At 71.2% G+C, this 16689-nt stretch carries 15 protein-coding genes; 10 read left to right on the forward strand and 5 right to left on the reverse strand.

Features of this window, described 5'->3' with window-relative positions; all coding sequences use genetic code 11:
* Positions 1-260 precede the first annotated feature (260 nt).
* The 3 genes from ACWC2T_RS18800 to ACWC2T_RS18810 all read left to right on the forward strand — a co-directional run bounded on the left by ACWC2T_RS18800 (position 261) and on the right by ACWC2T_RS18810 (position 4426).
* A complete protein-coding gene (locus ACWC2T_RS18800) occupies positions 261-1214 on the forward strand; it encodes an SCO0930 family lipoprotein (RefSeq protein ID WP_450671447.1) in 954 nt (317 codons plus the stop codon).
* Between the two features lie 258 nt (positions 1215-1472).
* Positions 1473-2285, forward strand: coding sequence for an SAM-dependent methyltransferase (locus ACWC2T_RS18805; protein ID WP_450671448.1), 813 nt, complete (start codon positions 1473-1475; stop codon positions 2283-2285).
* Positions 2282-4426, forward strand: coding sequence for a putative bifunctional diguanylate cyclase/phosphodiesterase (locus ACWC2T_RS18810; RefSeq protein ID WP_450671449.1), 2145 nt, complete (start codon positions 2282-2284; stop codon positions 4424-4426). Before ACWC2T_RS18805 ends, ACWC2T_RS18810 begins: the two co-directional genes overlap by 4 nt.
* Before the next feature lie 120 nt (positions 4427-4546).
* Here the strand turns inward: ACWC2T_RS18810 and ACWC2T_RS18815 are convergent, their stop codons facing one another.
* Positions 4547-5431: a LysR family transcriptional regulator gene (locus tag ACWC2T_RS18815; protein WP_388757245.1), complete on the reverse strand. Its 885-nt coding sequence runs from the start codon at positions 5429-5431 to the stop codon at positions 4547-4549.
* 119 nt (positions 5432-5550) lie between these two features.
* Between ACWC2T_RS18815 and ACWC2T_RS18820 the strand changes: the two genes are divergently transcribed.
* From ACWC2T_RS18820 to ACWC2T_RS18840, 5 genes are all read left to right on the forward strand, one after another.
* On the forward strand, positions 5551-6222 hold the full coding sequence (locus tag ACWC2T_RS18820; RefSeq protein ID WP_450671502.1) for a succinate dehydrogenase: 672 nt from the start codon (positions 5551-5553) through the stop codon (positions 6220-6222).
* 1 nt (position 6223) lies between these two features.
* Positions 6224-8182, forward strand: a complete 1959-nt coding sequence (locus ACWC2T_RS18825) for a fumarate reductase/succinate dehydrogenase flavoprotein subunit (protein ID WP_450671450.1) — start codon at positions 6224-6226, stop codon at positions 8180-8182.
* Positions 8179-8928 (forward strand): succinate dehydrogenase/fumarate reductase iron-sulfur subunit, encoded by a 750-nt coding sequence (locus tag ACWC2T_RS18830; RefSeq protein ID WP_450671451.1) that lies wholly within the window; start codon positions 8179-8181, stop codon positions 8926-8928. Before ACWC2T_RS18825 ends, ACWC2T_RS18830 begins: the two co-directional genes overlap by 4 nt.
* A 236-nt stretch (positions 8929-9164) precedes the next feature.
* Positions 9165-9935, forward strand: a complete 771-nt coding sequence (locus ACWC2T_RS18835) for a GNAT family N-acetyltransferase (protein WP_450671452.1) — start codon at positions 9165-9167, stop codon at positions 9933-9935.
* Positions 9935-10741, forward strand: a complete 807-nt coding sequence (locus tag ACWC2T_RS18840; protein WP_450671453.1) for a lysophospholipid acyltransferase family protein — start codon at positions 9935-9937, stop codon at positions 10739-10741. The genes ACWC2T_RS18835 and ACWC2T_RS18840 overlap by 1 nt, the downstream gene beginning before the upstream one ends.
* 78 nt (positions 10742-10819) lie before the next feature.
* On the opposite strand, the gene ACWC2T_RS18845 is transcribed toward ACWC2T_RS18840, so the two are convergent.
* Genes ACWC2T_RS18845 through ACWC2T_RS18855 form a run of 3 tightly spaced genes read right to left on the reverse strand, consistent with a single transcriptional unit; the run spans position 10820 to position 14466 of the window.
* The gene (locus ACWC2T_RS18845) at positions 10820-13159 is read right to left on the reverse strand and encodes an ATP-binding cassette domain-containing protein (RefSeq protein ID WP_450671454.1); all 2340 of its coding nucleotides are present in this window, start codon (positions 13157-13159) and stop codon (positions 10820-10822) included.
* 28 nt (positions 13160-13187) lie between these two features.
* Positions 13188-13382, reverse strand: coding sequence for an antitoxin (locus ACWC2T_RS18850; protein ID WP_388757263.1), 195 nt, complete (start codon positions 13380-13382; stop codon positions 13188-13190).
* Positions 13383-13422: 40 nt separating this feature from the next.
* The gene (locus tag ACWC2T_RS18855; protein ID WP_450671455.1) at positions 13423-14466 is read right to left on the reverse strand and encodes an LLM class flavin-dependent oxidoreductase; all 1044 of its coding nucleotides are present in this window, start codon (positions 14464-14466) and stop codon (positions 13423-13425) included.
* A gap of 65 nt (positions 14467-14531) precedes the next feature.
* Between ACWC2T_RS18855 and ACWC2T_RS18860 the strand changes: the two genes are divergently transcribed.
* Positions 14532-15023 (forward strand): phosphatase domain-containing protein, encoded by a 492-nt coding sequence (locus ACWC2T_RS18860; protein WP_450671456.1) that lies wholly within the window; start codon positions 14532-14534, stop codon positions 15021-15023.
* Between the two features lie 13 nt (positions 15024-15036).
* Here ACWC2T_RS18860 and ACWC2T_RS18865 read toward each other — a convergent pair whose 3' ends face one another.
* The gene (locus ACWC2T_RS18865; RefSeq protein WP_450671457.1) at positions 15037-15252 is read right to left on the reverse strand and encodes a dodecin; all 216 of its coding nucleotides are present in this window, start codon (positions 15250-15252) and stop codon (positions 15037-15039) included.
* Between the two features lie 183 nt (positions 15253-15435).
* On the opposite strand from ACWC2T_RS18865, the gene ACWC2T_RS18870 reads away from it, so the two are divergent.
* Positions 15436-16689 (forward strand): extracellular solute-binding protein, encoded by a 1254-nt coding sequence (locus ACWC2T_RS18870; protein ID WP_450671458.1) that lies wholly within the window; start codon positions 15436-15438, stop codon positions 16687-16689.

The following is a 16689-nucleotide window of genomic DNA, read 5'->3' on the forward strand; positions in this document are numbered from 1 at the left end:
GTGCGCCCGGATTGCTCCGAAGGGAGGACATAGCGCGATCCGTGGTTTGACGCGAAGAAGAACGCCATTGGTGCGATACACACGCCCGTACGAGCCCCGTGCACCGCCACAGGTCACAGGGCGCGGCAGGAAACTCCCGAGGCGACTGCCGAAGAAACTTCTCCTCCCGTTGAACGCTCCTGCCCCCTCGGTGCGTACCCATGGCCGTGCGGCGGCGCGGCATGGCGCTGCAACATCCAGGCGAATATGGGGAGTTGGACATGAAGACCTCCTGGCGGACCGCCTCACTGGTGGCCACAGCCGCTGCGGTGCTGGCGCTGACGACGGCGTGCGGTCAGGACAACGGCACCACGGCATCGGCGGCCCAGAACGTCGGCGCCACCGCGCCCGCGGGCAGCCCGACCACCGGTGCCGGCACCGGATCGGGCAACGGTTACGGCGCCGACGGCAACCAGAGCTCCGGCTCCCCGACCGCGGCCGCCCCCGCGGGCAAGCTGGCCGCCGTCACCAACACCAACCTGGGCAAGGTGGTGACCGACGGCTCCGGCCTCACCCTGTACCGGTTCGACAACGACACCGCCAACCCGCCCAAGTCGAACTGCGACGGCACCTGCGCCACCACCTGGCCGCCCGTGCCCGCCAACGACGCCACGGCCGGAGCCGGCATCGACAAGTCACTGCTGGGCGAGGTCACCCGTGCCGACGGCACCAAGCAGCTCACCATCGGCGGCTGGCCCGCCTACCGCTACGCCAAGGACACCAAAGCCGGAGACGTCAACGGCCAGGGCGTGGGCGGCAAGTGGTTCGCGCTGGCCCCGAACGGCAAGAAGGCCTCCCTGGCCGCCCTGCCCGGTCTGTCCGTCCGCAAGGACCCCAAGCTGGGCGACATCATCGTCGACAAGAACGGGATGACCGTCTACCGCTTCCTCAAGGACAAGGCCTGGCCGAAGTCCGTCTCCAACTGCACCGGTGCCTGCCTGCAGAAGTGGCCGGCCGTCGGCATCGTCAAGCCCGAGGACACCCAGGGCGTCAAGAAGAAGGGCCTGATGGGCTTCACCCGTCCCGACGGCGTGCAGCAGATGACGGTCAACTGCTGGCCGATCTACACCTTCTCCGGGGACAAGGCCCCCGGCGACACCAACGGTCAGGGCGTGGGCGGCACCTGGTACGCCGTCTCGCCCGACGGAAAGCCGGTCGGCGCGCCGGGCAACTAGATCACCTCCCCAGGGTCGATCGCCCCGCCCGGCCCGGAGCGCCACCGAAGGTCCGCCCCCTCCGCACCGCACGGAGGGGGCGGACCGTTTCATGCGGCGGAATCCGTCACACAGCGGTGTCATACGGGCACTTGCCGCAGGCAGTGGCGGGGAACGGACGGTCAATTTCCGGTTTGGGTCGCTCCTTTGCCGGGCGATCAGTAGCCTCAGCTCGAACACCGGATCGCCTGTCCCTGTCCCCTACCCTTGGAGAGATACATGGAGCGCCCCGCCTGGGCCCCACGGAGCATCGACATCACGGTGCCGAGCGTCTCGCGGATCTACGACTACTACCTGGGCGGCTCGCACAACTTCGAGGTGGACCGGGAAGCGGCCCGCAGGGCGATGGAGTTCATGCCGGGCCTGCCCAAGATCATGCAGGCCAACCGGGCGTTCATGCGCCGTGCCGTGCGGTTCGCGGCCGGGGAGGGCATCACCCAGTTCCTCGACATAGGCTCCGGCATCCCGACCTTCGGCAACGTCCACGAGGTGGCCCAGGCGGCCGTACCGGGCGCCCGCGTGGTCTACGTCGACCACGACCCGGTCGCCGTAGCGCACAGCGAGGCGGTGCTGGCCGGAAACGACACGGCGGACGTCGTCGCCGCGGACCTGCGCAAGCCCCAGGAGATCCTCTCCAGCGCCCAGGTGGAGCGGCTGATCGACCTGAACCGTCCGGTCGCGCTCCTTCTCGTTGCCATACTGCACTTCGTGGAAGACGCGGACGACCCCTACGCAGCGGTGGCCGAGCTGCGCGACGCCCTCGCGCCCGGCAGCCTGCTGATCCTCACCCATGCCTCGTACGAGGGAATCCCGCTGCCCGCAGAGCGGGCCGAGGGCGCGGTGGACGTATACAAGGACATTCGCAATCCGCTCATCATGCGCTCGCGCGGCGAGATCGCGCGGTTCTTCGAGGGGTACGACATGGTGGAACCGGGACTGGTGCCGATGCCGCACTGGCGGCCGGAGTCGGCGCCTCAGGACGAGGATCCGTTCGCCTTCTCCGGATTCGCCGGCGTGGGGCGTACGGCGTGAGCGCCGAGCCGGACGGGCCGGCGGACAGACTGCGCCGGTTCACGACGATCTGGAGCCGGGCGGTCTACCCGGTGACCTGCACGTCGCTGACCCGGGCGGAGTTCGAGGAACAACTGCTTCCGCTCGCACGCCGGTTGAGCGAGCTGCTGCGTGCCCGCGGCTTCGACGCGGACGGCGCGAAGGCGGTCGGCGCCGCCCTGGTCGACGCGCACTGCACCGACCCCGAGGCGCTCACCCGGACCCTGGACTGCGTGGACGCCTACCTGGTGCTGTACTGCGCCGAGGACGGCCCCCAGGACGACGCACGCCTGCGCTCCTCGCGGTTGCAGCACGCGATGGCCGCCGGATACGCCGAGGCGCTGCGCGAACGCACCCTCGCCGAGCAGGAGTCCATCGCCCAGGCCGCGCTGCGCGCCCAGGGTGTGGTCGCGCAGGCGCTGCACGCCAGCGAGGCCCGGTTCCGCGCGGTCTTCGAGGGGGCGGCCATAGGGATCGGCATCGCCGACCTCGACGGCAACGTCCTGCAGGTCAACGAGGCGCTGCTGCGCATGTTCGGGCAGTCCGACCACGCCCTGCGCGGCCGCCGCGTCCAGGACTGGGTGCACCCCGAGGACGCGCCGCAGACCTGGAAACTGTACGACGAACTCGTCCGCGGCGAGCGCGAGCACTACCACCTGGAAAAGGCCTTCAACCGCTCCGACGGCACGGTGCTGTGGACCAACCTGACGGTCTCCCTGCTGCGCGACGCCGACGGCAATCCGCAGTACCAGCTCGCCCTCATGGAGGACACCACCGAGCGCCGCCTGCTCAACCTGCGGCTGCGCTACGAGGCCACCCACGACGCGCTCACCGGCCTGCCCAACCGCAGCCTGTTCTTCGAGCGCCTGGAGAAGGCCCTGAACGCGGGCGAGGGCCAGCGTTTCGGGCTGTGCTACCTCGACCTGGACGGCTTCAAGACCATCAACGACAGCCTCGGGCATGCGGCCGGCGACCGGCTGCTGGTGGAGGTCGCCGACCGGCTGCAGTCCTGCGCGACCGCTCCCGGTGAGATGGTCGCCAGGCTCGGCGGCGACGAGTTCGTGGCCCTGACCACGGGGCCTGGCACCGAGCGCAAGGTCGACGAGCTCGCCGAGCGCATCATGAACGCCCTCGTCACGCCGGTCAGCATCGACGGCCGTGACCTGCTGGTGCGCGGCAGCCTCGGCATCGTCGAGGGCCCGGCGGGTGAGCGCACGGCGGCGGAGGTGCTGCGCAGCGCCGACATCACCATGTACCGGGCCAAGTCCGCGGGCGGCAACCGCTCCGAACTCGCCGACCCCGAGGCCGACGCCCGCGCCATCACCCGCCACGGCCTGACGACGGCCCTCCCCACGGCCCTGGAACGCGGCGAGTTCTTCATCGAGTACCAGCCGCTGGTCCACCTCGGCGACGGCAGCGTCCGGGGTGCCGAGGCCCTCGTCCGCTGGCTGCATCCCCAGCACGGAGTGCTCGGCCCCGACCGCTTCATCCCGCTCGCCGAGCACACCGGCCTGATCGTCCCGCTCGGCCGCTGGGTCCTGGAGGAGTCCATCCGCCAGGCCCGCGCCTGGCGAGAACGCCACGGCGAGGAGACCACCGCCGGGCCCCTGCGCATCAACGTCAACCTCTCACCGTGCCAGCTCAGCCATCCGGGCCTCGTCCAGGACACGGTCGAGATCCTGGAGCGCGCGGGTGTCGGGCCGGAGGCCCTCTGCCTGGAGGTCACCGAGTCCGCGCTCATCGGCGCCGACGACGACCTGCTCAAACCCCTGCACCGGCTGGCCGAGATGGGCGTCGACATCGCCCTGGACGACTTCGGCACCGGCTACTCCAACCTCGCCAACCTGCGCCGCCTCCCGGTGCGCATCCTCAAACTGGACCGCTCCTTCACCCGGGGCATGCAGCAGTTCCCCGCCGACCCCGTCGACCTCAAGATCGTCGAGGGTATCGTCACCCTCGCCCACAGCCTCGACCTCGCGGTCACCGTCGAGGGCGTGGAAACCGGCGCTCAGGCAGAGCAGTTGCGCATACTGGGCTGCGACACGGCCCAGGGCTGGTACTACGCCCGCCCGGGCCCACCAGATCGCCTGCACGACCTGGCCTTGGTGGACGCAACGGGCTGAGCCTTTCAAAGAGGGGCAGCGCAGTTCCCTGAGGGGCGCGGGGAACTGCGCGAGCAACCACGACGAACGGAAAGCCCGAAACGGCGATCCACAGGCAGACGCATCCGGCAACAAACACCGTCACCGCTCAAGAAGCATCCGCTGCAACTCCCTCGCTGCCCGAGGCGGAGCCACATCGCTGCGGTGAGCCAATGCGATGACCCGCTGCAACCCCGGCCGCGCCAACGGAGTGACCCTCAGCCCCTGCCCGGCCCGGGTGGCAACCATCCGCGGCACCACGGCGACACCGAGTCCCGCCCGCACAAACCCCAGCACCGCATCCATCTCACCCCCCTCGACACCGAACTCCGGCTCGAACCCAGCGGAGCGACACGCGGCGACGGTGAGCTCCCGCAGGTCGTACCCATGCCGGAACATCACCAGCCGCTCGCCCTCCAGATCGCCGATGTCCACCACCCGCCCACCCCGGCCCGGGGCCGGTACCTCGGGCGACGACACCACGACCAGGTCCTCCCGCAGCAGCTCGACCGTGCTGAGCGCCGGCGACGGCGTCGGCAGCGGCAGGACGACCAGCGCGAGATCAAGGGCGCCGCGCGCCAGCTCCCGCACCAGGTCGTGCGAGCCGCCCTCCTCGATCAACAGCTGGATGCCGGGATAGCGGTCGTGGAAGGCGCGCAGCACATCCGGCAGCAGGCCCGTGCACAGACTCGGCGTCGCCCCCAGCCGCACCCGGCCCCGGCGCAGCTGCACCAGTTCCTGCACCTCGTAGCGGGCCGTGTCCGCGTCGGCCAGGATCCGCCGGGCCAGCGGCAGCAGCGCCTCGCCGGCGTCGGTGAGCGTGATGTTGCCCCGTGCGCGCAGGAACAGATCCGCGCCCAGCTCCCGCTCCAGCGCCTTGATCTGCTGGGACAGCGACGGCTGGGCGACATGTACCAGCTCGGCGGCGCGGGTGAAGTGCCGGGTCTCGGCGACGGCGACGAAGTACTGGAGCTGCTGGAACTGCATCCTCGAATGATAGCTTCCAGCTATGGAAACGAGCTGGACCATGTCTTGGACTGATCGGGCCCTTCGCCCCTAGCGTGCTGGCCATGGCTCTGGCAACGCGGACGGACCGACGGCCGTCCATGGCGCGCACGATGTGGGACTCCTCCGTCGGCAAGAAGACGGTGATGGCCGTCAGCGGCCTGATCATGCTGCTGTACCTGGTGGCGCACATGATCGGCAACCTGAAGATCTACTTCGGGGCGGGCGAGTTCAACCACTACGCCCACTGGCTGCGCACCATCGGCGAGCCCTTCATGCACTACGAGTGGACGCTCTGGCTCATCCGGATCGTCCTCGTCGTCGCCGTGGTCGCCCACGCCACGTCCGCGTACCAGCTCAGCCGCCGTGACATCAAGGCGCGGCCCAGCAAGTACGTGCACTCAAGGCCCCGGGCGAGCTACGCCACCCGCACCATGCGCTGGGGCGGGATCATCCTCGGCCTGTTCATCGTCTGGCACATCCTGGACCTGACCACCGGCACCGTGCACTCCGGCGGCTTCCAGGCCGGCCACCCGTACCAGAACGTGGTCGACACCTTCTCCACCTGGTACGGCGACGTCATCTACATCGTCGCGATGCTCGCGCTCGGCCTGCACATCCGGCACGGCTTCTGGAGCGCCGCCCAGACCCTCGGCGTCGGCAGCCGCACCCGCGACCGCGCCCTGAAGACCATCGCCAACGTCCTCGCGCTGCTGCTCACGGCCGGTTTCATCGCCGTACCCGTGGGCGTCATGACCGGAGTGGTGAGCTGACATGACCGACTACGTGAACTACACGACCGGTGAGCCGGTCACCGACTCCAAGGCCCCGTCCGGCCCGATCCACGAGCGCTGGGACAAGCGCCGCTTCGAGGCCAAGCTGGTCAATCCCGCCAACCGGCGCAAGCACACGGTGATCGTGGTCGGCACCGGCCTGGCCGGCGGTTCGGCCGGCGCCACCCTGGCCGAACAGGGCTACCACGTCGTCCAGTTCTGCTACCAGGACTCCCCGCGCCGCGCCCACTCCATCGCCGCGCAGGGCGGCATCAACGCGGCGAAGAACTACCGCAACGACGGCGACTCGATCCACCGGCTGTTCTACGACACCGTCAAGGGCGGCGACTTCCGCGCCCGCGAGTCCAACGTCCACCGCCTCGCGCAGATCTCGGTCGAGATCATCGACCAGTGCGTGGCCCAGGGCGTGCCCTTCGCCCGCGAGTACGGCGGCCTGCTCGACACCCGCTCCTTCGGCGGTGTTCAGGTCTCCCGCACCTTCTACGCCCGCGGCCAGACGGGCCAGCAGCTGCTGCTGGGCGCGTACCAGGCCCTGAGCAGGCAGATCGCCGCGGGCAACGTGGAGATGCACCCGCGCACCGAGATGCTGGACCTGATCGTGGTGGACGGGCGGGCCCGCGGCATCGTGGCCCGGGATCTGATCACCGGGAAGATCGACACCTACTTCGCCGACGCCGTCGTAGTGGCCAGCGGCGGTTACGGAAACGTCTTCTACCTGTCGACCAACGCCATGAACTCCAACGCGACCGCGATCTGGCGGGCGCACCGGCGTGGCGCGTACTTCGCCAACCCCTGCTTCACGCAGATCCACCCCACCTGCATCCCGCGCACCGGCGACCACCAGTCCAAGCTGACGCTGATGAGCGAGTCGCTGCGCAACGACGGCCGGATCTGGGTGCCCAAGGCCAAGGGCGACACCCGACCGCCGAACCAGATCCCCGAGGACGAGCGCGACTACTACCTGGAGCGCATCTACCCCTCCTTCGGCAACCTGGTCCCGCGTGACATCGCCTCCCGCGCCGCGAAGAACGTCTGCGACGAGGGCAGGGGGGTGGGCCCCGGCGGCCAGGGCGTCTACCTGGACTTCGCCGACGCCATCCGGCGCATGGGCCGGGGGGCGGTCGAGGCCAAGTACGGCAACCTCTTCGACATGTACCAGCGGATCACCGACGAGGATCCGTACCAGGTGCCGATGCGGATCTACCCGGCCGTGCACTACACGATGGGCGGCCTGTGGGTCGACTACGACCTGCAGACCACCATTCCGGGCCTGTTCGCGATCGGTGAGGCCAACTTCTCCGACCACGGCGCCAACCGGCTCGGCGCCTCCGCGCTGATGCAGGGCCTGGCCGACGGCTACTTCGTGCTGCCGGCCACCATCAACGACTACCTGGCCCGCAACCCCCACCGGGCCGATGAAGAAGCTGTCACCGCCGAACATCCGGCGGTGCAGGAGGTGTTGGCCGAGACCGAGGACCGGTTGACGAGGCTCCTGGCCGTGGACGGCGACCGCACCCCCGACTCCTTCCACCGCGAAGTCGGCGAACTGATGTGGGAGTTCTGCGGCATGGCCCGCACCGACGCCGGACTGCGCAAGGCACTGGAGCGCATCCCGCAGATCCGCGAGGAGTTCTGGCGGCGCATCAAGGTCCCCGGCACCGGCGAGGAGTTCAACCAGTCGCTGGAGAAGGCCAACCGGATCGTCGACTACCTGGAGCTGGCCGAGCTGATGTGCCTCGACGCGCTGCACCGCGCCGAGTCCTGCGGCGGCCACTTCCGCGAGGAGTCCCAGACCCCGGACGGCGAAGCCGCCCGCAGGGACGACGAGTTCGGGTACGCGGCGGCCTGGGAGTTCACCGGCACCGGTGACGCACCCGTCCTGCACAAGGAAGACCTGGTCTTCGAGTACGTCCACCCCACCCAGCGGAGCTACGCATGAAGCTCACCCTGCGCGTCTGGCGCCAGAAGAACGCCGACGCCGAAGGCGCCATGTCCACGTACGAGGTGGAGGGCATCTCGTCCGACATGTCCTTCCTGGAGATGCTGGACGTCCTCAACGAGCAGCTCATCCTGTCCGGCCAGGACCCGGTCGCCTTCGACCACGACTGCCGCGAGGGCATCTGCGGCGCGTGCTCGCTCGTGATCAACGGCGACGCGCACGGGCCGGAGCGCACCACCACCTGCCAGCTGCACATGCGGTCCTTCAAGGACGGCGACACCATCGACATCGAGCCGTGGCGGGCGGCGGCCTTCCCGGTGATCAAGGACCTGGTGGTCGACCGGTCCGCGTTCGACCGGATCATCCAGGCCGGCGGCTACGTCACCGCACCGACCGGGTCCGCGCCGGAGGCCCATGCCACGCCGGTGCCCAAGGCCGACGCCGACTTCGCGTTCGAGCACGCCGAGTGCATCGGCTGCGGGGCGTGTGTGGCCGCGTGTCCCAACGGCGCGGCGATGCTGTTCACCTCGGCCAAGGTCAACCACCTGAACGTGCTGCCCCAGGGCGCGCCCGAGCGGGAGACACGGGTGCTGGACATGGTGGCGCAGATGGACGCGGAGGGCTTCGGCGGGTGCACGCTGACGGGGGAGTGCGCGACCGCCTGCCCCAAGGGCATCCCGCTCGTGTCCATCACGAGCATGAACAGGGAGTGGCTGCGCGCCACCCGTAAGGCGGGGAAGCGGTAGCGCCCCACCGACAGGGAAACGTTCGTCGCACAGGCGAACGGGCGGGGCCGGGGGTGGTGCTCACCGGCCCCGTCTGGTTTCCCGTGATCGCCCGTACCCCGGCGTTCAACATTCCCACATCCCCTCTCCTGGCACAGGTCACGCGCACGCCAACCGGCATCGGAAGAACAGGAGCGGCGGGCCGTACGCACCCGCTCGCCGCCGTCGCCGAACCGGCCCGTGACCAGGAGAGAGCCATGACCGGCGTTTCCACCCTCGACCGCCCCCCACAGCCCGCGGCACCGACCCGCTACACCGTCACCCTCGCCCGTGACGAGGACGACGTGCGGGCCGCGCAGCGGCTGCGGCACGACGTCTTCGCCGGTGAGATGGGGGCCCTGCTGGCCACGCCGCAGCCGGGACTGGACGTCGACGCCTTCGACGCCTACTGCGACCACCTGCTCGTGCGCGACACCGTCACCGGGCAGGTCGTCGGCACCTACCGGCTGCTGCCGCCGGAGCGGGCCGCGGTCGCCGGCCGGCTCTACTCGGAGGGCGAGTTCGAGCTCTCCGCACTCGATGCGATCCGGCCGGGCCTGGTCGAGGTCGGTCGCTCCTGTGTGCACCCCGACCACCGCGACGGCGCCGTCATCAGTCTGATCTGGGCCGGGATAGCCCGGTACATGATCGACCGCGGGCACGAGTGGCTGGCGGGCTGCTGCTCGGTGCCGCTCGCCGACGGCGGCGCCCTCGCGACGGCCACCTGGGAGCGGGTGCGCGCCAAGCACCTGGCACCCGAGGAGTTCCGGGTACGGCCGCTGCTCCCCTGGCTTCCGAACGCCGGGGCCCCGGCCGGACACAGCGAGCTGCCCGCCCTGCTGCGCGGCTACCTGCGCCTGGGTGCCTGGGTGTGCGGCGAGCCCGCGCACGACCCCGACTTCGGGGTCGCCGACCTCTATGTGCTGCTGTCGATGCGCCGGGTCAACCCGCGCTATCTGCGGCACTTCCTCTCCCTCGTGCCGGCCTGATGAGCGTCTGGCTGCCCAGCGCGCCCTGTACCCCGGGCGCGTGTGTGGAGACGGCCCGGGCGGCCACGGCCGTGCCCCGGGCCGTGCTGCGGCTGACCGCGGTCGCGGTCCTGGTGCTGGCCGGGATCGTGCTGTCCCCACTCGGCGGGAGGATCCCCGCCGAGTGGGTCAGGCGGTGGTGCCGGGCGATCGTGCGGGCCATCGGGGTCCGGGTCCGCTTCACCGGCTCCGCCGCACCGGCCGGCGGGCTGCTGCTGGTCGCCAACCATGTCTCATGGCTGGACATCCCGCTGCTGACCGCCGTACGCCCCGCCCGGATGCTCGCCAAGACCGAGATCCGGCAGTGGCCGGTCGCGGGCCCGCTGGCCGCACGCGGCGGGGCCCTGTTCATCGAGCGGGACCGGATCCGCGCCCTGCCCGAGACGGTCGCCCGGATCGCCGAGGCGCTGCGCGAGGGCGCGGCCGTCGCCGCGTTCCCCGAGGGCAGCACCTGGTGCGGGCGGGCCCACGGCCGCTTCCGCCGCGCCGTCTTCCAGGCCGCGCTCGACGCCGGCGTGCCCGTGCAGCCGGTCGGCCTGCGCTACCGGCAGGACGGCGGCGGGCCGAGCACGGCGGCGGCGTTCGTCGGCGAGGACACCCTGCTCGCGTCCCTGTGGCGGGTGGCCCGCGCCCGGGGCCTGGTCGCCGAGGTGGAGATACTCCCGCTCATCCCGGCCGGCCGCCACACCACCCGCAAGTCCCTGGCCCGGGCCGCCCAGCCCGGCCGCGTCGGCGAACCGGACTGGACCCACGCCGCGCTGGTCTAGTCCTGTGCGGCTGCCTTTCTCTGCGGACGCCGCGAGACACAGCCGTCCTACCACCGTCTGGACCGAACAGCCGCCGGTTCAGGGCATGACCCGCGCCAGATAAGGTGCCGTGGCGCTGCCTGCCGCCGTGGCCACCCGTTCCGGCGGACCCGACGCCACGATCCGGCCGCCCCGGTCACCCCCGCCGGGGCCGAGATCGATCACCCAGTCGGCGCCCGCGACCACTGTCATGTCGTGCTCCACCACCACGACCGTGTGCCCGGCGTCGACCAGCCCGTGCAGCCGGTCCATCAGGACCTCCACGTCGGCCGGGTGCAGCCCGGTGGTGGGCTCGTCCAGCAGGTAGAGGGTGTGGCCGCGCCGCCCGCGCTGCAACTCGCTCGCCAGCTTGATCCGCTGCGCCTCCCCGCCGGACAGCTCGGTCGCCGGCTGCCCGAGCCGCAGATAGCCGAGGCCCACGTCGAGCAGCGCGCCGAGGCTGCGGGCGGCGGCCGGGATGTCCGCGAAGAACCCCGCCGCCCCCTCCACCGTCAGACCGAGCACCTCGGCGATGGTCCGCCCCCGGTACGTCACTTCCAGCGTCCCGGGGTGGTAGCGGGCGCCGCCGCAGTCCGGGCAGGGTGCGTAGGTGCTCGGCAGGAACAGCAGCTCGACGCTGACGAACCCCTCGCCCTGACAGGTCTCGCAGCGGCCACCGGCCACGTTGAAGGAGAAGCGCCCGACGCCGTACCCGCGCGCCCGCGCCTCCTCGGTGTCCGCGAACAGCTTGCGTACGACGTCGAACAGCCCGGTGTACGTGGCCAGATTGGAGCGCGGGGTGCGCCCGATCGGCTTCTGGTCGACCCGGACCAGCCGGTCCACGCCCTCCAGCTCCTCGGTCAACTCGCCGATGAGCGTGGACTTTCCGGAACCGGAGACCCCGGTGACGGCGGTGAACGCGCCGAGCGGGAACCCGGCCGTCACCGCCCGCAGGTTGTGCCGGGTCACCGGACCCACCGTCAGCCAGCCGCGCGGCTCGCGGACTTCACGTGCCGGGCCGGGGGACTCGTCGAAGAGGAACGCGGCCGTCGCCGACTCCTCCACCGACGCCAGCTCGGCCGGCGGCCCGCTGTACAGCACCCGTCCGCCGTGCTCGCCCGCGCCGGGTCCCACGTCCACCAGCCAGTCGGCACCGCGCACCACCTCCAGGTGGTGCTCCACCACGAACACCGAGTTGCCCGCGGCCTTCAGCCGGTCCAGCACGGTCAGCAGCGCCTCGGTGTCCGCCGGGTGCAGTCCGGCGGACGGCTCGTCCAGGACGTAGACGACGCCGAACAGCCCGGAACGCAACTGCGTGGCGAGCCGCAGCCGTTGCAGCTCGCCCGCCGACAGGGTGGGGGTGGAGCGGTCGAGGCTGAGATAGCCGAGGCCCAGTTCGACCACCGGCGCGATCCGGGACTTCAGGTCCTCGGTGAGGACCCGCGCGGCCTCGGTGCGGCCGTCGAGAGTCGCGGCCAGGTCGGTCAGCGGCAGCGCGGCCAGCTCGGCGATGGTCCGGCCGCCGAAGGTCACCGCCAGCGCCTCCGGCCGCAGCCGGCTGCCTCCGCACCGCGGGCAGGGTGAGCTGGTCAGGAAGCGTTCCGCCTTCGCCCGCAGCGACGCCGACTTGGTGTCCGAGAACGTCTTCAGCACATACCGGCGGGCGCTCATGTACGTGCCCTGGTAGGGCCGTTGGATACGGTCGGCGTCCCGGACGGGGTGCACGGTGACGACGGGCTGCTCGTCCGTGAACAGGATCCACTCCCGCGCCTGCGCGGGCAGCTCGCGCCAGGGCCGGTCCACGTCGTGGCCGAGCGCGTCGAGGATGTCGCGCAGGTTCTTGCCCTGCCAGGCACCGGGCCAGGCGGCGATGGCGCCCTCCCGGATGGACAGCGACGGATCCGGGACCAGCAACTCCTCGGTGGTGCCGTGCACCTGGCCCAGGCCATGGCACCCCGGGCACGCACCGGCCGCCGTGTTCGGTGAGAACGCGTCCGACTCCAGCCGCTCCGCGCCCGGCGGATACTCCCCGGCCCGGGAGAACAGCATGCGCAGGGAGTTGGAGAGATTGGTGACCGTGCCCACCGAGGAGCGCGAGGTGGGGGCGGCGCGGCGCTGCTGCAGCGAGACCGCGGGCGGCAGGCCGGTGATCTCGCCGACCTTGGGCGCCCCGACCTGGTGGATCAGCCTGCGCGCGTACGGCGCGACCGACTCGAAGTACCGCCGCTGCGCCTCGGCGTAGATCGTGCCGAACGCCAGGGACGACTTCCCCGAGCCGGACACGCCGGTGAACACGGCCAGCACGTCCCGCGGGATGTCCACGTCGACGCCCTTGAGGTTGTGCTCACGGGCGCCACGGACACGGACGTAAGGGTCGTACGGCTGGTGCGGGCTGTGCATGGGGGGACACTCTATCCGCCCCCGTGTGCTACGACTGCGGCGGGTTGTCCCGGTTCGGCCGGGTACCGAACTCGTCCCTCAGCTTGTCCTGGCCGGCGTCGACCTGCGACTGGTACTTGTTCCCGGTGCGCTGGTCGATGTAGTCGCCGCCCTTGTCGATGCCCTTGTCGGCCATGTCCTCGTGGCCCTTGAGCATGCCCTTGATCTTGTCCATGAAGGACATGGCAGCCCTCCTCGTCGCTCGCGGCTTCCACCACCCAGGGTCACCGGCCCCGGCCGGGTTCGCATCTCGGGGCGGTCAGGCGGCCGGGCGTGAAGAGCGCGGCGAGCCGCCGGTGGGAGTCCAGCAGGGCGGTGCGGTCGTAGGTGCTGGTCGTGACCAGGACCTCGTCGGCGCCGGTCTCCTTCAGCACGGTCTCCAGCTCGTGCGCGCCCTGGTCCTCGGTGCCGGCGATGTGCCCGGCGAGAGAGGCCTCGTACAAGCCCCGCTCCTTCGCGGTCATCGGGCGGCCCTCGATCGCCTCGGCCGGGGCGAGCGGCGGGAAGGTGCCGTGGGTACGGGAATACGCCATCGACCAGGCCTCCGGGACCAGCAGCCGCCGCGCCTCGTCCGCGGTGCCGGCGACCGCGACCGTCCCGGAGACCACGACGTACGGCTTCGACGCCCAAGGGGACGGGCGGAACAGGGAACGGTACTGGTCGATGCCGCGCAGCATCTTCTCCCGGCCGCGCAGATCGCCGATGACCATCGGCAGTCCGGCGTGGGCCGCGATCCGCGCGCCCTCGCCCATGGCCAGCACGAACGGCGGCACCCGCAGCCCCTCGGCGGGACGCGCCCGCACCCCCGTGGGTGAGCCGCCCTCGAACCAGCGCAGCAGCTCGCCGAGCTGTGCCGCGAAGTCCTCGGCGACCTCCCGGTCCCGGCCGAGGGCTCTGCGCACCCCGTCGGTGAAGCCGACCGAACGCCCGAGTCCCATGTCGATCCGGCCGGGGAACAGGGACTCCAGGACGCCGAACTGCTCGGCGACGACGAGCGGTTGGTGGTTGGGCAGCATCACCCCGCCGGTGCCGACCCGGATCGTGCGGGTGGCCGAGGCGACCGCGGCGGCCAGCACGGTCGGCGCGGAACCGGCGACCCCGGGCACACCGTGGTGCTCGGACACCCAGAACCGGTGATAGCCGAGCGCCTCCGCCTGACGCGCCAGTGCGACGGTGTCCCGCAGCGCCTCGGCGGGCGGGTGCCCCTCGCGGGTACGGGAGCGGTCGAGGACGGAGAACCGGGTCCGGGCGATCACTGTGCTGCTCACACATGGTTCAACGCCCTGGCGACCCGGGAATTCCTGGCCCGCCGGTGCCTGGCTAGGGTGGCCCCGTGACCGACAGCAGCAGGCGTCCCCTCGCCGTGTTCGACCTGGACAACACCCTGGCCGACACCGCGCACCGGCAGCACTTCCTGGAGGCACGGCCGAAGAACTGGGCTGCCTTCTTCGCCGCCGCGCCCGCGGACCCGCCCCTCGCCGAGGGCATCGCGCTCGCCCTGGAGAGCGCCCGCGAGTGCGAGGTGCTGTATCTCACCGGCCGCCCCGAGCGGTACCGGCGCGACACGCTGGACTGGCTCGCCGCCCAGGGGCTGCCCGAGGGGCGCGTGTACATGCGGGGCAACGCCGACCGCAGGCCCGCCCGGTTCACCAAGCTGGAGATCCTGCGCCGGCTCGCCGAGGACCGCGAGATCCGGGTCCTCGTGGACGACGACGATATGGTCTGCGACAACGCCGAGCGCGCCGGGTTCACCGTCGTACGCGCCCGCTGGGCCGCGAAGTCCGCGGCGCTCCAGGAGGCTCAGGAGCGGGAGGGCCGCACCTGACGCCGGGAGACCGTCATTCGGCGTCCTCGATGCGGAAGCCCACCTTCAGCCCCACCTGGTAGTGCTCGATCCGTCCGTTCTCGATCTGGCCGCGGACCTCGGTGATCTCGAACCAGTCCAGGTTGCGCAGGGTCTGGTCGGCGCGGGCGATGCCGTTGCGGATGGCCTGGTCGATGCCCTCGTGCGACGTGCCGACGATCTCGGTGACCCGGTAGGTGTGGTTCGTCATGAGGGTGCTCCTCTCGTGTCACGCCGTACTCCACCGTGCCCCATCCCCGCCCGGCCCGCCCCTTGACCTCCGCATTGGTCCATACCAAAATCCAGCACACCCGTACGAGCGTCACCGCTCGTCCCCCCACGTCGGGCCCCCAGCCCTGTCCGCGTTCCCTTGCCAGACAGAACAGGACCCCTCGTGAGACGTCGTCTGCTCGCCCTCGTGTGTGTCGCCGGTTCCCTCGTGAGTGCCTGCGGGATGCTCCCGGGCCACCATGAACGCAAGACCGTCACCGTGTGGTTGATGAAGGACAGCGCCTCCGAACAGTTCCTCCGGCGGTTCACCGCCGATTTCGAACGCACCCACAAGGACCTGCGCCTGGACATCCGCATCCAGGAATGGACCGGCATCGTCGACAAGGTCCGTGCGGCGCTCAAGGACGACTCCGGGAACGGACCCGATGTCATCGAGGTCGGCAACACCCAGGTGCCGCTGTACGCCGACGGCGGCAAGCTCGCCGACCTCACGCTCGAGTCGATGCGCGACTGGGGCAAGGACCAGTGGCTGCCCGCCCTCGCCGAGCCCGGCAAGGACGCCAACGCGCAGTACGGCATCCCCTGGTACGCGGCCAACCGCGTCGTCATCTACCGCAAGGACCTGTTCGAGGCCGCCGGCATCACCCGCCCGCCGCGGACCCGCGAGGAGTGGCTCGCCGACACCGAGAAGCTGAACTCCGGCGGCAACCAGGGCATTTACCTGGCGGGACAGGACTGGTACACCCTCTCGGGGTTCATCTGGGACGAGGGCGGCGACCTCGCCCGGCAGAAGGACTACCGGTGGGAGGGCGCCCTAGACACCCCGGCCGCGCTGCGCGGCATGGACTTCTACCGGCGGCTGCAGGCACTGGGCCGAGGCCCGGCGGACGCCGATGAGGAACACCCGCCCCAGGCCGGGGTGTTCGCCGGCGGCAGGGTGGCGCAGCTCGTCGCCGTGCCGGGGCTCGCCCAGTCGATCGTGCGGCAGAACCCGGATCTGAAGGACAGGCTGGGCTTCTTCCCGGTGCCCGGCAGGACCGCGGCGCGTCCCGGCACCGTCTTCACCGGCGGCTCCGACCTTGTCGTCCCCGCCCGCACCAGGGACCAGTTCGCGGCGACCGCCGTCGTGGGCGCGCTCGTCGGCGCCAAGTGGGACACCGAACTCGCCCGCACCATGAACTACGTGCCCAACAAGACCACGCTGGCCGGCGCGGTAGCGGGCGAGGAGGGGGTCGCCGCCATGGCCGCGGGCGCGGCACACGGCCGGGCGACCCCCAGCACCCCTCAGTGGGCCGACGTCGAGGCCGACAACCCGATCAAGCAGTACATGACCCGGGTGCTGTCCGGGGCGGATCCGGCGACGGAGGCCCGCCTGGCCTCCGCGAAGATCACCGAGAAGCTCGCACCGGACGTGTGA

The sequence above is a fragment of the Streptomyces sp. NPDC001393 genome, from assembly GCF_053597455.1.

Excerpts from the sequence above, each read along its gene's own strand:
- ACWC2T_RS18800 (WP_450671447.1), top strand. The coding sequence starts at position 261 with ATGAAGACCTCCTGGCGGACCGCCTCACTGGTGGCCACAGCCGCTGCG.
- ACWC2T_RS18805 (WP_450671448.1), top strand. The coding sequence starts at position 1,473 with ATGGAGCGCCCCGCCTGGGCCCCACGGAGCATCGACATCACGGTGCCG.
- ACWC2T_RS18815 (WP_388757245.1), bottom strand. The coding sequence starts at position 5,431 with ATGCAGTTCCAGCAGCTCCAGTACTTCGTCGCCGTCGCCGAGACCCGG.
- ACWC2T_RS18820 (WP_450671502.1), top strand. The coding sequence starts at position 5,551 with ATGGCGCGCACGATGTGGGACTCCTCCGTCGGCAAGAAGACGGTGATG.
- ACWC2T_RS18825 (WP_450671450.1), top strand. The coding sequence starts at position 6,224 with ATGACCGACTACGTGAACTACACGACCGGTGAGCCGGTCACCGACTCC.
- ACWC2T_RS18830 (WP_450671451.1), top strand. The coding sequence starts at position 8,179 with ATGAAGCTCACCCTGCGCGTCTGGCGCCAGAAGAACGCCGACGCCGAA.
- ACWC2T_RS18835 (WP_450671452.1), top strand. The coding sequence starts at position 9,165 with ATGACCGGCGTTTCCACCCTCGACCGCCCCCCACAGCCCGCGGCACCG.
- ACWC2T_RS18840 (WP_450671453.1), top strand. The coding sequence starts at position 9,935 with ATGAGCGTCTGGCTGCCCAGCGCGCCCTGTACCCCGGGCGCGTGTGTG.
- ACWC2T_RS18845 (WP_450671454.1), bottom strand. The coding sequence starts at position 13,159 with ATGCACAGCCCGCACCAGCCGTACGACCCTTACGTCCGTGTCCGTGGC.
- ACWC2T_RS18850 (WP_388757263.1), bottom strand. The coding sequence starts at position 13,382 with ATGTCCTTCATGGACAAGATCAAGGGCATGCTCAAGGGCCACGAGGAC.
- ACWC2T_RS18865 (WP_450671457.1), bottom strand. The coding sequence starts at position 15,252 with ATGACGAACCACACCTACCGGGTCACCGAGATCGTCGGCACGTCGCAC.